The following is a 13510-nucleotide window of genomic DNA, read 5'->3' as shown; positions in this document are numbered from 1 at the left end:
ATGCCATGAAAAGAGTACTGAGCTGGACGTCGCACTACCTTACCGGTGTCCCCGATTGGGTCCGGAAACGCAAGGCGCTCGTGTTGTTGATGCTTGCCGCCGCAACCGCCTTTTTCATCGTCGGGATGTCGAAGCTGCAGTTCGACTTCACGATCGAACGATGGCTCAAGCAGGATGACGCCGCGTTCGTGGCGTACAACCAGTTCCACGACCAGTTCGGCAGCGACGACGGCGTGGTGATCGTGTATCGCCCGAAGGACGGGAATGTCTTTTCCGCCGCGTCCCTGAAAGCGGTGAAGGGCATCCGCGACGAGCTGCTCAATTATCACGCGAAGGTCAAGGCCGGGGAGAGCTCTGCCCTCGACCACGTCCTCAAGGTCGATACGCTCGTCAACGCCCCGGTCCTCACGGTCAAGCAGGACGCGATGGTGTCGCACTGGCTGGTCGGCGACACGGTTCCGACCGCCGAACCGGCACTGGCCGCGATCCGCAGGACCGCCTGGTCGGAACGGGATTTCGTCCTGAAGTATTTCTCGAAGGACGAGAAGTACGGCGCCATCTACATCAAGACCGATTTCGGCGCCATCCCGATCAATGCCGGGGAGGCCAGCGCGGCCGGCCAGACCGTCAACATGACGGTGGGCGATCCGCGGGCAAGGGCGGGCGGGGCGGAAGAACCGCTGCGCTTCAAGCCGACCGACATGGCCGACTACGTGGCCCTGAACGCCGCGCTGAACGAGATCCTGGCCCGGCCGGAATATGCGGCGCACCTCGAGTACTACAAGGTCGGCAATACCATCGACTCCGACAACCAGGTCAAGATGGGCAAGGAAATGGGCCTGCTCTACATGGTCGGCCTGCTCATCATGCTGACCACCCTGTTCATGATTTTCCGCTCGTTCGCGGGCGCCCTGTGGCCGGCGGTGATCATCGTCCTGTCCACCATCTGGACGTTCGGCATCGCCGGCTGGACCGGCATGTCGATTTCGCCGTTCGTGATCCTGACCATCCTGCTGATCCTGACGATCGGCATGGCCGACGTCACCCACATGACGTCCAGCTACCTGTACTTCCGCGCCGAGGGCCATGACACGGCGGCCGCGATCCGCGAGGCCTATGAAAAAGCGGGCCTGGCGTGCTTCCTGACGACGATCACGACGATCGCCGGCATGCTGTCCCTGTTGTCGGGCAGCCTGGTCCCGGTGATTAATTTTTCGCTGATGTCGGCGATCGGCGTGGGCGTCGTGTTCTTCCTCACGATGCATCTGCTGCCGGTGCTGCTGGATATCTGGTCGCCGGCGCCTGATCCGGCCAGGCGCAACACCGGCCTGGCGGCGCTGATCGCAAGGCTCACGCCGAATTTCGTGCCTGCGCTGCAGCGTGCGCTGGACAAGATCGTGCCGATGGTGGAACAGAAGCCGTGGGCCTTCATTACGCCGTTCCTGCTGCTGTTCGTCGCCTCCGTCTGGGGAGCGCTGCACGTCAAGGTCGACTACAGCGTGTACGACCAGTATTCGAAGCAGTCGAACTTCTACCAGGCCATCAAGCTGCTGGACCAGAAGATGGCCGGTTCGTCGCAGATGTCGCTGTACGTCGACCTCGGCGAGGACAACGGCTTCCAGGACCCGGCGGTATTGCGCGTCATCGACGACCTGCAGCACAAGTTCGAAAAGGACTACGGCAAGTACGTCGTCAGCACGGGGTCGATCGTCAACGTGGTCAAGGACGCCTACCAGAAGCAGAACGACGGGCGTCCGGACATGTATGCGATCCCGTCGAAACGCGAGGTCCTGTCGCAGACGCTGTTCACGTTCAACGTGGCCAATCCGGAGGAACGCGAAAAGCTGGTCAGCGAGAGCTACCGCAAGGCCAACATCACCGTGACGCTGCGCGGCTACGGATCGTCCGAGTACACGAAGGTGTTCGAACGCATGAAGCAGGATATCCATGCCTCGCTCGACCTGATCAGGAAGGACTACCCGAACGCCAGGGTGTCGATCACCGGCCTGTTCGCGATGGGCATGAAGGCCGCCGATTATCTCGTCACGAACGAGCTGCAGAGCTTCGGCCTCAGTCTCCTGGTCATCTCCGGCATGCTGCTGGTGATCTTCAATTCGTTCAAGGCCGGCGCGGTCTCGCTGATTCCGAACGTGGTGCCGTCGTTCCTCGTGCTGGGCGTGCTGGGCTGGCTGAACATCCCGCTCGATTTCTACACGATGATGCTGGCGCCGATCGCGGTCGGCATCGCGGTCGACGACACCATCCATTTCGTCTCCGTGTACCGCACCGAAGTCCTGCACGACGGCGATATCCGGCGGGCGCTGGTCGACACGGTGAAGGAGTGCGGACAGTCGACGGTGTTCGCGTCTATGATCCTCGGCTTCGGTTTCGGCATCATGTCCGTCGCCACCACGCCGGGCCTGGCCAGCCTCGGCAAGCTCGGTTTCCTCGCCATTTTCTCCGGCCTCGTATGCGAATTGTTCCTGACCCCGGCCTTGATCCTCGTGTTCAAGCTGCGGTTCCAGGCGAAACAGGACGAGGTGGCCGCACCGCTGGCCGCCGCACCTCAACCGTGACATCGAAAGGATCAGCCATGAAGTCTGCTTTTGGCGCGCGTGCGCGCACCGCCGCGATGGGGGCCCTGCTGGCCATGCCGGGCATGCTGTATGCGATGACGGCCACCGACATCATGAAATCGTCGGACGACGTGTACCGCAAGGCCTTCACCACCGCGGTCATCAAGGTGAAGCTGTCGACCTGCCGCTACGTGATCGGCAACGGCGGCACGAACTGCAAGGAACAGCCGCGCGTGACGGTGCTGGAAGTCGGCGAGAAAAAATGGGGGAGCGACAAAAAGGATTCGCGCGCGATTTCCCTGGTGCTCCAGCCGGTCACCGACAAGGGCATCGGCATGCTCACCTACGAATACGCCGATTCGGACCGCGAGAACGACGTGCTGCTCTACCTGCCGGCGCTGGAAAAGGTGCGGCGCGTGGTGTCGGGCGGCGACGGCAACGAAGACGGCGGCAGCTTCTTCGGGACCGAGTTCTTCGTCGACGACACCCAGTTGAAGAAGGTCGACGACTACACCTACACGATGGTCGGCGAAGACGTGCAGGACGGGCGGCCGGTGTGGATCGTCGAATCGACGCCGACCGAAAAACGGGCGCACAAGACCCAGTACGGCAAATCGCGGCTGTGGGTCGACAAGGAACGCAAGCTGATCCTGCGCGAAGACATCTACAACCGTGCCGGCAAGCTGTATCGCCAGCGCCTGAACAAGGCGTTCGCCCTGATCGACAACGTCTGGATCGCGCGCGAGCAGACGATGAACAATCTGTCCACGAACCGGATCACGGTGATCCAGAACCTGTCCGCGGCGTACAACAAGGAGGTGCCGGACGAGCTGATGACGGAACGCAGCCTGACCGATTTCACCTTCAAGGAAAAAATCCTGGCGACCCTGCGCAGCCATTACAAGTAAGCCGCAAAGGACGATCATGACGACTACCAGGAACATGGACGACGACATCGCGGTGATCGGGATCGATTGCCGCTTTCCCGGCGCCGCCGACGCGGCGCAGTTCTGGGACAACCTCGCGGGCGGCGTGAACAGCATCCGCGAAGTCCCGCCCGGGCGGTTCGACTGGCGCCGCTATTTCGGCGACCCGCGCGAACCGAACAAGACCAACAGCAAATGGGGCGGCTTCATCGAGGACGTGGACAAGTTCGACAATGATTTCTTCCACGTCTCGCCCACCGAAGCGCAGCTCATGGACCCGCAGCAGCGGCTGATGCTGGAACTGTGCTGGGGGTGCCTGGAGGATGCCGGCTACCTGCCGGGCAGCCTGGCCGGCAGCGATACCGGCGTCTTCGTGGGCGTGGCCGGACTGGATTACCGCGAGCTGCTGGAGGCCAGGGTGCCGTCGGTGGAAGCGCACCGGTCGACCGGCAACTACCTGTCGCTCGTCGCCAACCGCGTCTCGTATTTCCTCGACCTGCGCGGACCCAGCATCCCGTACGACACCGCCTGTTCGAGCGCGCTGTACGCCCTGCATTACGCGGCGCAATCGATCAGCAGCGGTGAAACGGGCATGGCGCTGGTGGCCGGCATCAACATCATCCTCACGCCGTCGACCTTCATTTCGTTTTCCAAGACCGGGATGCTGTCGCCGACCGGGCAATGCCGCACGTTCGATGCGGGCGCCGACGGCTACGTGCGCGGCGAGGGCGGGGGCGTCATCCTGATCAAGCCGCTGAAGAAGGCGGTCGAGGACGGCGACCATATCTACGGCGTGATCAAGGGTTCGGCCATCAACCACGGCGGCCGCGCGCAGACGCTGACGTCGCCGAATGCGTTCGCGCAGTCGCAGGTCATCCAGGACGCGTACAAGCGGGCCGGCATTTCGCCCGACCGCGTCAGCTATATCGAGGCGCACGGCACCGCCACGCCGAAGGGCGACCCGCTCGAGATCACCGGCCTGAAACGCGCGTGGCGTTATCTCGAACGGCACTTCAACGTCAAGGCCAGCGAGGGGACGTGCGCGATCGGTGCGCTCAAGACCAATATCGGCCACCTGGAGACGGCGTCCGGCATCGCGGGAATCATCAAGGTCCTGCTGGCGTTCCAGCACCGCCAGTTGCCGCCGCTGGTCAATTTCAGCCAGCTCAATCCGAACATCGAGCTGGGCGGCTCGCCGTTCTACCTGGTGAAGGCACTGCAGGACTGGCAGGCGTCCGGGCCCGCGGGCGGCGCGGCGCGGGCGCTGGTCGCCGGCGTCAGCTCGTTCGGTTTCGGCGGCACCAACGCGCACGTCGTGCTGCAGTCGTACGAGGCGGTTCAATAAACCCGGCATGACCGGATCCCGAGGGGCAGGTATGAAAACAGTCAACGCAGAAAAATTCCATCAATTGTATGGCGCAAGAAAGCAGCGGATCAATTATCAGGACAAGGACCTGCTCGACTACGCGCTCATGATCGTCGTGTGCGCGGCGCTGATCTGGTTCGCGTACGGGCCGCGCCACGTCATGACCGTGATCGGCCTGCCGCTCTGCGGGTTCATGCTGGTCACGTTCCCGCTTCGCCACGGCGTGAAATGGAAGGTGCCGCTGGCGCTCAGGCGTCCGCAGGAGATCGTGTATTCGCTCGTGCACAAGGTCCGGAACATCAAGCCGCAGTACTTCATCGCGCTGGCCCTGCTGGCGCTCGAGAACTACCTGATCGCGGTGACCCCGGACCTGCCGCACCACGTGGCGTGGACCCACCAGGTCGCGGTGGGGCTGTTCTGGGCGCACTTCATCTTCATCGCCGGCTACCGCAGCGTGATCCTCGCCGCGCACCTGATGAAGAAGGACCACGTGCGCAACGTGTTGATGGAGTCGGTCTGGAAATCGAACGTCGAGCGCGAATCGCGGGTGGTGCCGGAGATCGTCCACGCCTACTGCACCGGGATGCTGACGCATATCGTGTACCTGATACCGTGGTATCTGGTCATCCGGTGTGCCAACTTTTCGCTCGTGTTCATGCCGCTGACCTGCGTCCTCGCCTTCGTGGTCCAGAAGCGCAGCGTGAAGAACCTGAACGACTGGTTCTATCGCGACCACTGGCTCGGCCACAACTCGGAATTCGATTTCGTCTATCTCCACGGCACCCACCACGACGCGCTGCCGTGCGCGTTGATCGGCGTGGCGGGGAACGGCTACCTCGAGGGTTTTTTTCGCAGCGCGCTCGCGTTTCCGATCCCGTTCTACAACCCGCTGGTGGCCGCCTTTTTCTACACGGCGGACGTGAAGGTGGACATGGAACTGCACCAGTACATTCCGGGGGTGTATCCGAAGCTGAGCCGCGAATTCCTGTCCGTGATCCAGCATTCGCTCCACCACTACGGGCGGCTGGAGCCGTACGGGTTCGCCATCAACCTGGACCAGCCGATTTCCGCCGAACTGAAAAAGCGCACCAGCGTGCTGCCCGATGAACTCAAGTATTCGATCCGGCTCGACGAGCAGCTGAACGGCTACGAATGGGACGGCCCGCGGTTCAGGTGGTTCATGGACCTCGTGCACAAATACCACGATATCCCGGATGCGCCGCCGCGGGAACCGGCGGATGGACTCGATGTCCAGGCACAGGGCTGACCGGCGACCCGCATGGGAGGGGAGATGAAAATCGACTGGATCGCGGAGATGTTCGCCGCGCTGCGCGACTGCGGCGAGAACATTTCGATCGTGTTCGGGGAAGAGCGTGCGCCTGCGGCCGACGGCAGGCCGCGCTGGTTCGAACTGCCGCATGACCGCTACGACGGCGTCAGTGGGCTCGCGCATCTGCTGGCCGAAGGCGGCGCGGCGCCGGGGCCGTTGCCCGAATGGCGCGGCGAGCGCTTCACGTTGTGGGGCGGCCTGCGCGGATTGTCGTCGGTCCTGGATGCGCTGCCGGTGCGGCGGCAACGATGGAAGAGCGCATTCCACTGGACCCGCCCGGTGGCGTTTCTGCCGGTCGGGCAGCGCCTGGCGTGGCGGCTGTTCACGCCCGGGGAGACCGCGCGGATCGCCGCCGCGGCGCGGGCGGCCGGGGTGACGGTCAACAGCTACCTGCTGTGTCACCTGGACCGGGCCGTGGCGGCCGAGCTGGTGGCGCCCGGCGCGGCGCGGCGCTGGATGGTGCCGGTGAATCTGCGCGGCGCGGTGACGCGCCCTTCGGTGCAGGCGCCGCACATGTCGTTCCTGGCCGTCGACCTCGAAGGCGACGCCGCGCCGCAGGCGGTCCAGCAACGCGTCGACCGCCTGAAGCGGCGTGGCTGTCACTGGGGCATGTGGCTCATGCTCCACCTGGGCCGCTTGCTGGGCAAGGAAGGCATGCGCAAGGACATCCGCAAGCGCGAGCGCCAGAAACACGGCGTGACCGGGATGTTTTCCAACCTGGGAAGCTGGCACGTCGACGGGGCCGGCAGCTGGCTCTTTTGTCCCGCGATCACCCGCGTCTATCCGGTCGGCGCCGGCTGCGTGACGATGAATGGCCGGATGGCCCTGGCGATCCAGCTGCACGACGCGCTCGGCAGGGACCTGCACTGCACCTGGTCGCTATTGAACACATGGAGCGACGCGTGCCTGCCGCAACCCGCGCACGCACGGCTCGAAGTCGTCTCCTGATTTTTTTGCCAACCCAAACCTTAACAATCCATCGAGGCACCCGTCATGGTCAAAGCAGGAATCGAAGCAATGAACGTATTTGCCGGCACGGCGTTTCTGGACGTCGAAAAGCTTGCCGCGTACCGGGACCTGGACCGCACCAGGTTCGACAATCTGATGATGCGGCAGAAGAGCGTCGCGCTGCCGTACGAGGACCCGATCACGTTCGCGGTCAACGCCGCGAGGCCGATCATCGACAGTCTCACGCCGGAAGAGAAAAACCGGATCGAGATGGTGATCACGTGCACCGAATCGGCGTTCGATTTCGGCAAATCGATGAGCACCTACTGCCACGACCTGCTGGGACTGAACCGCAACTGCCGGCTGTTCGAAGTGAAGAACGCCTGCTTCTCCGGCGTCGCGGGGCTGCAGAACGCGATCAATTTCGTCCTGGCCCAGGTGTCGCCCGGCGCCAAGGCGCTGGTGATCGCGACCGATATCTCGCGCTTCATCCTGGAAGGAGGCGGCAACGCGTTCAAGATGGAATGGGCGTTCGCCGAACCGAGCGGCGGCGCCGGCGCGGTCGCCATGCTGGTGAGCGAAACGCCGTACGTCTTCCAGGTCGATGCGGGTGCGAACGGTTCGTACGGCTACGAGGTGATGGATACCTGCCGCCCGTCGACCGACTCGGAAGCGGGCGATTCGGACCTGTCGCTGCTCTCGTACCTGGACTGCGCCGAAAACGCCTTCCTCGAATACCAGAAGCGCGTGCGCGGCGCCGACTATGCCAATACCTTCGGCTACCTCGCCTACCACACGCCGTTCGGCGGCATGGTCAAGGGCGCGCATCGCAACATGATGCGCAAATATGCGCGCGGCTTTTCGCCGGGCGATATCGAGGCCGACTTCAAGCGCCGTTTCGGTCCCGGCATCACCTACTGCCAGCGGGTCGGCAACATCATGGGCGCGACGGCCATGATGGCGCTCGCCAGCACCATCGACAACGGCGATTTCGGGACGCCGCAGCGCGTCGGCGTGTTTTCGTACGGTTCCGGGTGCTGCTCGGAGTTCTTCAGCGGCGTGGTGAACAAGGAGGGCCAGGAACGGATCCGCCAGTCGCGGATCGGGCAGCACCTCGACAACCGCTACGAACTGACGATGGACGAATACGAGAACCTCCTGCGCGGCAGCAAGGCGGTGCGCTTCGGCACGCGCAACGTCGTGCTGGACACCGATTTCGTCCCGCAGGCCAGGAAGGCGCACGGCAGGCCGGTGCTGTTCCTGAAAGAGATCAAGGAATACCGCAGGATCTACGAATGGATCTCATGACCGGCGCGGCGCCGCGCGAGACGCTCGTGGTCCGGTTCGAAGACGATATCTGCTTCATCCGGATCCACCGCCCCGGCGCCAGCAACACGATCGACGACCTGCTGGTGCGCGAGTTCACCGAGGTCCTCGACCTGTGCGAAGCGAGCGTGAAGATCGTGGTGATCGAGGGCTCGCCCGAGGTGTTCTGCTTCGGCGCGGATTTCAGGGCGATCCAGCGCCGCGTGGAGAGCGGCCAGTCCGGGCAGATCTTCGATCCCGGCCCGATGTACGACCTGTGGCTACGGCTGGCGACGGGGCCGTACGTCACGGTCGCGCATGTGCGCGGGCAGGCGAATGCCGGCGGCATCGGCTTCGTCGCCGCCTGCGACATCGTGCTGTGCGACGAGGGCGCGAGCTTCGGCCTGTCGGAACTGCTGTTCGGCCTGATGCCGGCCTGCGTCATGCCGTTCCTGGCGCGCAGGATGGGTTTTGCGAAGGCCAACTACATGACCCTGATGACCGAGCCGGTTTCCGCGCGCTGCGCGCACGAGTGGGGCCTGGTCGACGAGTGCGCGCCCGACAGCCAGAACCTGCTGCGCAAGAAGCTGCTGCGCCTGCGCCGCCTGTCCAAGCCGGGCATCCTCCGCTACAAGCGCTACATGAACGCGCTGGACGATTCGCTGGCCGCATCCAAGGCCAGGGCACTGGCGGCGAACGTCGAGGTGTTCGGCGACCGGGACAACCTGCAGAAGATCGCCCGCTACGTGAAGACCGGGCAGTTTCCCTGGGAAGGAGGGTGACCATGCACGAGCAGGCAGTCGTGACGACGGCGATCGAACCCGGCATCGTGCAGGTCACGATGCAGGACCGGGCCAACAAGAATACGTTTTCGCGCGCGCTGGCGGATGGCCTGATCGGCGCCTTTGCGGAGGTCGGCGCGGACGCCCGTCACCGGGTCGTGATCCTGACCGGCTACGACAGTTATTTCGCCAGCGGCGGCACCAAGGAGGGCTTGCTGTTCCTCTCGGAGGGCAAGGGACGCTTTTCCGACCGCGACTTCTACAGCCTGGCGCTGAACTGCCCGATTCCCGTGATCGCGGCGATGCAGGGGCACGGCGTGGGCGGCGGGTTCGTGCTCGGGCTCTTTGCCGATTTTCCGGTCCTGAGCCGCGAGAGCGTCTACACGGCCAACTTCATGAAGTACGGCTTCACGCCGGGCATGGGTTCGACCTTCGTGTTGCCGCAAAAGCTGGGGATCGGCCTGGCGGAGGAAATGATGATCACCGCCCGGACGTATCGCGGCGAAGAGCTGCAGAAGCGCGGCATGCCGTTCCCGGTCCTGCCGCGTGCCGAGGTCATGGCGTATGCGCTCGAGCTGGCGCGGACGATCGCGGAAAAGCCGCGGGTGTCCCTGGTCACGCTGAAGGACCACCTGGTGGCCCCGCTGCGCCGGGGGCTGCCGCCGGTGATCGACCAGGAACTGGCGATGCACGAAGCGACCTTTCACCAGCCCGAAGTCAAGGCGCGCATCGAGGCATTGTTTGGGAATTAGTGTGGCGACAAAGGAGGCCAGGCAGGGACGCGGGGCGGGAGTTTTTTGCGACGTACTGTTCATTCACGAGGTGATCACATGGACACTGGAAGCTATTACGTTTTTGGCCTGGGCTCGGGCGCCGATGACCTGCACTACATCGGCTGGACCGAAAAATCGCCGGGGCGGGAACCGCAGCAGATCTATTCCGACCTGGCCGGCAGCGGCCGGGACGATGTCGCGCGCTGGGTCACGCAGGCGCTCGACAGCGGCGCGATCGACATCTTCGAGATCGAGACGGCAGGCTCGGCCGAGGATGCGCGCGAATGCGCGCAGTTCTGGGGGGAGTATTACCGCTGGCTCGGACTGGAGGTGAAAGCGGTGCTGTGCTGACCGGGTGCCGGGCGCCGCGGCGGCGTCCGGCGTACCGCTTTCCTAGAAATGCAGCGCGACGCCGACGGTGAGCGCCTCGATCTTGTAGCCGACGCCGGCGCTGTCCGTGCCCTTGAGCACGCGCGCCCACTCGGCATTGGCGGAGACCGATTTCGTGATCGGCACGTCGATGCCGATGCCGTAGGAAACGCCATGGTCGGCCGCCGACATGCTCACGCCGAGCGCCTTGATGCTCGCCGTTTCCTTGCCTTTCGAATAGCCGAGCAGCACGTACGGCGCCGCGGCCGCCAGCGGCAGCCTGCCTTTTGCGTACAGGCCGTACACATAGTCGAGCTTGAGGTCGAGGTTCATGCCGGAAAACATCGTGTCGTCGCTCTTGACGCCGGCCCCGTAGCGGCCTTCGATCGCAAAATTCGGCGTCAGCTCGATGCCGCCCTTGATGGCCAGCGCCAGCGGATGGATCGCCGACGCCTGGTCGCCCTTGTCCGTCATCCGCGAGAAATCCGCGCCGACGTAGAGGTTGTCGGCGGCCTGGGCGGCTGGAGCAAGCGCCAGGACGGCGGTGCCGGTGGCGATTGCGCTGATAAACATCTTTAGCATGAGACATTCCTTCGCTGTTGGTGAACAGGCGGAATATAGCTGCCGAAGATCAGCGGGGAAACTACACAAGAATGTAGTCACGGTGGCGAGCCCGGCGGGAGAACAGCGGTATGCGATCGGTCGTGCCGGCACGGCGAAGTCCGCCACGCCGCCGGTCGTTGCCTTATAATGGCCGGCTCGCCTGCGTGCGTCTCGTGCGCGGCCCGCCGCGTCGCAACGCCGTCGTTCGACGCGACCGGACGCGCCTGTCGGGCGCGCTGCGGTCTTCCGTCCGCCGCGGCCCGCAAAGCCCTGTTCCCGCAGGGCTTTCTATTTTTGAATCGGTATTAGAGGTCCCCCATGGAAATCAAGGTCAACTTTCTCGACAAGCTGCGTCTCGAAGCCAGGTTCGACGACTTCACGGTGATCGCCGACCAGCCCATCCGCTATAAAGGCGATGGCTCGGCGCCCGGTCCGTTCGATTATTTTCTGGCCTCGTCGGCCCTGTGCGCGGCGTACTTCGTGAAGTTGTACTGTTCGACCCGGAACATCCCGACCGAAAATATCCGGCTCTCCCAGAACAATATCGTGGACCCGGAAAACCGGTATCAGCAGATTTTCAAGATCCAGGTCGAGCTGCCGCCGGATATCTCCGACAAGGACCGCCAGGGCATCCTGCGCTCGATCGACCGCTGCACCGTGAAAAAAGTCGTGCAGGCCGGGCCCGAGTTCGTGATCGAGGAGGTCGAGAACCTGGATGCCGATGCGCAGGCGCTGCTGACGTTGCAGCCCGCCGACGGCGCGCGCACGTATATCCCGGGCAAGGACCTGCCCCTGGAGCAGACGATCGCGAACATGTCGGCCCTGCTGGCGGGGCTCGGCATCAAGATCGAGATCGCGTCCTGGCGCAATATCGTTCCGAACGTGTGGTCGCTGCACATCCGCGATGCGCACTCGCCGATGTGTTTTACGAATGGCAAGGGCGCGACCAAGGAAAGCGCGCTGGCGTCCGCGCTGGGCGAATACATCGAGCGCCTGAGCTGCAACCACTTCTATGCCGGCGCGTACTGGGGCGAGGAGATCGCCAACGGCCCGTTCGTCCATTACCCGAACGAGCGCTGGTTCCAGCCCGGCCCCGACGGCGCGCTGCCGGCCGGCATCCTCGACGACTACTGCCTGGCGATCTACGACCCCGACGGCGAACTGCAAGGGTCGCACCTCTACGACACCAACTCCGGCAACGTGGCGCGCGGCATCTGTTCGCTGCCGTTCGTGCGGCATTCCGACGGTGAAACCGTGTATTTCCCGTCCAACCTCATCGAAAACCTGTACGCCAGCAATGGCATGAGTGCCGGCAATACGCTGGCCGAAGCGCAGGTGCAATGCCTGTCCGAGATCTTCGAGCGGGCGGTCAAGCGTGAAATCCTGGAAGGCGAACTCGCCTTGCCGGACGTCCCGCAGGACGTGCTGGCGAAGTACCCGGGCATCGTGGCCGGCATCCAGGCCCTGGAAGAGCAGGGCTTCCCGGTGCTGGTCAAGGATGCGTCGCTGGGCGGCATGTATCCGGTGATGTGCGTGACGTTGATGAACCCCAGGACGGGCGGCGTCTTCGCCTCGTTCGGCGCGCACCCGAGCTTCGAGGTGGCGCTGGAACGCAGCCTCACGGAATTGCTGCAGGGGCGCAGTTTCGAAGGCTTGAACGATTTGCCGCAGCCCACCTTCGCAAGCCATGCGGTGACCGAGCCCAACAACTTCGTCGAGCACTTCATCGATTCGAGCGGCATCGTGTCGTGGCGCTTCTTCAGCGCCAGGGCCGACCACGATTTCGTCGAGTGGGATTTTTCCGCGCAGGGCGACAACGCCAATGCCGAGGAAGCCGCGACCCTGCTCGGCATTCTCGAAGAGCTGGGCAAGGAAGTGTACATGGCGGAGTACGACCAGCTCGGCGCCGTTGCCTGCCGCATCGTGGTGCCCGGCTATTCCGAGATCTACCCGGTGGAGGACCTGGTCTGGGACAACACGAACAAGGCATTGCTGTTCCGCGCCGACATCCTGAACCTGCACGGCCTGGACGATGCCGCCCTGGCCGCGCTGCTCGACCGCCTGGAGAACAACGAGCTGGACGAGTACTCCGACATCGCCACGCTGATCGGCATCGAATTCGACGAGAACACGGAGTGGGGCCAGTTGACGGTCCTCGAGCTGAAGCTCCTGATCCACCTCGCCCTGCAGCAACTGGAGGAGGCGCACGAGCTGGTGGGTGCCTTCCTGCAGTACAACGACAACACCGTCGAGCGCCGCCTGTTCTACCAGGCACTGAACGTGGTGCTGGAAGTGCTGCTCGCGGACGACCTGGAACTGGACGACTACGTGGTCAATTTCCGCCGGATGTATGGCGACGCACGCATGGACGCGGTGCTGGGATCGGTGGACGGCAGCGTGCGCTTCCACGGGCTGACGCCGACCGGCATGGCCCTGGAGGGGCTCGACCGGCACCAGCGCCTGCTCGACAGCTACAAGAAACTGCTCAAGGCGCGGGCGAAGGCCGTTCGGCCGCTGTGACGGCGGCAGCGG

General features: G+C 64.1%; 11 protein-coding genes. 10 read left to right on the top strand and 1 reads right to left on the bottom strand.

Annotation, left to right across the window (positions count from 1 at the left end; translation table 11 throughout):
- The first annotated feature begins 5 nt into the window (after positions 1–5).
- The 9 genes from ACEN9Q_RS13605 (at position 6) to ACEN9Q_RS13565 (ending at position 10357) form a co-directional block, all read left to right on the top strand.
- Positions 6–2576 (top strand): efflux RND transporter permease subunit, encoded by a 2571-nt coding sequence (locus ACEN9Q_RS13605; protein ID WP_495628828.1) that lies wholly within the window; start codon positions 6–8, stop codon positions 2574–2576.
- A 17-nt stretch (positions 2577–2593) separates the two neighbouring features.
- Positions 2594–3484 (top strand): outer membrane lipoprotein-sorting protein, encoded by an 891-nt coding sequence (locus ACEN9Q_RS13600; protein WP_056440183.1) that lies wholly within the window; start codon positions 2594–2596, stop codon positions 3482–3484.
- Positions 3485–3500: 16 nt separating this feature from the next.
- Positions 3501–4847 (top strand): type I polyketide synthase, encoded by a 1347-nt coding sequence (locus ACEN9Q_RS13595; protein WP_495628827.1) that lies wholly within the window; start codon positions 3501–3503, stop codon positions 4845–4847.
- Positions 4848–4878: 31 nt separating this feature from the next.
- The gene (locus tag ACEN9Q_RS13590) at positions 4879–6135 is read left to right on the top strand and encodes a hypothetical protein (protein ID WP_495628826.1); all 1257 of its coding nucleotides are present in this window, start codon (positions 4879–4881) and stop codon (positions 6133–6135) included.
- A 24-nt stretch (positions 6136–6159) separates the two neighbouring features.
- Positions 6160–7146, top strand: coding sequence for a hypothetical protein (locus ACEN9Q_RS13585; protein WP_495628825.1), 987 nt, complete (start codon positions 6160–6162; stop codon positions 7144–7146).
- Positions 7147–7191: 45 nt separating this feature from the next.
- Positions 7192–8454 carry a hydroxymethylglutaryl-CoA synthase family protein gene (locus ACEN9Q_RS13580; protein WP_495628824.1) on the top strand — a complete coding sequence of 421 codons (1263 nt, stop codon included), beginning with the start codon at positions 7192–7194 and terminating at the stop codon, positions 8452–8454.
- Positions 8442–9233 carry an enoyl-CoA hydratase/isomerase gene (locus ACEN9Q_RS13575; RefSeq protein ID WP_495628823.1) on the top strand — a complete coding sequence of 264 codons (792 nt, stop codon included), beginning with the start codon at positions 8442–8444 and terminating at the stop codon, positions 9231–9233. Before ACEN9Q_RS13580 ends, ACEN9Q_RS13575 begins: the two co-directional genes overlap by 13 nt.
- Positions 9230–9985, top strand: coding sequence for a polyketide synthase (locus ACEN9Q_RS13570; RefSeq protein ID WP_495628822.1), 756 nt, complete (start codon positions 9230–9232; stop codon positions 9983–9985). Before ACEN9Q_RS13575 ends, ACEN9Q_RS13570 begins: the two co-directional genes overlap by 4 nt.
- A 78-nt stretch (positions 9986–10063) precedes the next feature.
- Entirely contained in the window at positions 10064–10357 is a 294-nt protein-coding gene (locus tag ACEN9Q_RS13565; RefSeq protein WP_495628821.1) for a hypothetical protein, read from the top strand.
- Between the two features lie 42 nt (positions 10358–10399).
- On the opposite strand, the gene ACEN9Q_RS13560 is transcribed toward ACEN9Q_RS13565, so the two are convergent.
- Complete coding sequence (locus ACEN9Q_RS13560) at positions 10400–10957, bottom strand: porin family protein (protein ID WP_495628820.1); 558 nt, start codon at positions 10955–10957, stop codon at positions 10400–10402.
- A 339-nt stretch (positions 10958–11296) separates the two neighbouring features.
- On the opposite strand from ACEN9Q_RS13560, the gene ACEN9Q_RS13555 reads away from it, so the two are divergent.
- Positions 11297–13498 carry an OsmC domain/YcaO domain-containing protein gene (locus ACEN9Q_RS13555; protein ID WP_495628819.1) on the top strand — a complete coding sequence of 734 codons (2202 nt, stop codon included), beginning with the start codon at positions 11297–11299 and terminating at the stop codon, positions 13496–13498.
- Positions 13499–13510 lie beyond the last annotated feature (12 nt).

It is taken from the genome of Massilia sp. Masssp93 (assembly GCF_059491295.1).
This window is presented reverse-complemented; position numbering and strand designations above follow the sequence as displayed.

Coding starts and splice junctions, on each gene's coding strand:
- ACEN9Q_RS13605 (WP_495628828.1), top strand. CDS start 6: ATGAAAAGAGTACTGAGCTGGACGTCGCACTACCTTACCGGTGTCCCC.
- ACEN9Q_RS13600 (WP_056440183.1), top strand. CDS start 2,594: ATGAAGTCTGCTTTTGGCGCGCGTGCGCGCACCGCCGCGATGGGGGCC.
- ACEN9Q_RS13595 (WP_495628827.1), top strand. CDS start 3,501: ATGACGACTACCAGGAACATGGACGACGACATCGCGGTGATCGGGATC.
- ACEN9Q_RS13590 (WP_495628826.1), top strand. CDS start 4,879: ATGAAAACAGTCAACGCAGAAAAATTCCATCAATTGTATGGCGCAAGA.
- ACEN9Q_RS13585 (WP_495628825.1), top strand. CDS start 6,160: ATGAAAATCGACTGGATCGCGGAGATGTTCGCCGCGCTGCGCGACTGC.
- ACEN9Q_RS13580 (WP_495628824.1), top strand. CDS start 7,192: ATGGTCAAAGCAGGAATCGAAGCAATGAACGTATTTGCCGGCACGGCG.
- ACEN9Q_RS13575 (WP_495628823.1), top strand. CDS start 8,442: ATGGATCTCATGACCGGCGCGGCGCCGCGCGAGACGCTCGTGGTCCGG.
- ACEN9Q_RS13565 (WP_495628821.1), top strand. CDS start 10,064: ATGGACACTGGAAGCTATTACGTTTTTGGCCTGGGCTCGGGCGCCGAT.
- ACEN9Q_RS13560 (WP_495628820.1), bottom strand. CDS start 10,957: ATGCTAAAGATGTTTATCAGCGCAATCGCCACCGGCACCGCCGTCCTG.
- ACEN9Q_RS13555 (WP_495628819.1), top strand. CDS start 11,297: ATGGAAATCAAGGTCAACTTTCTCGACAAGCTGCGTCTCGAAGCCAGG.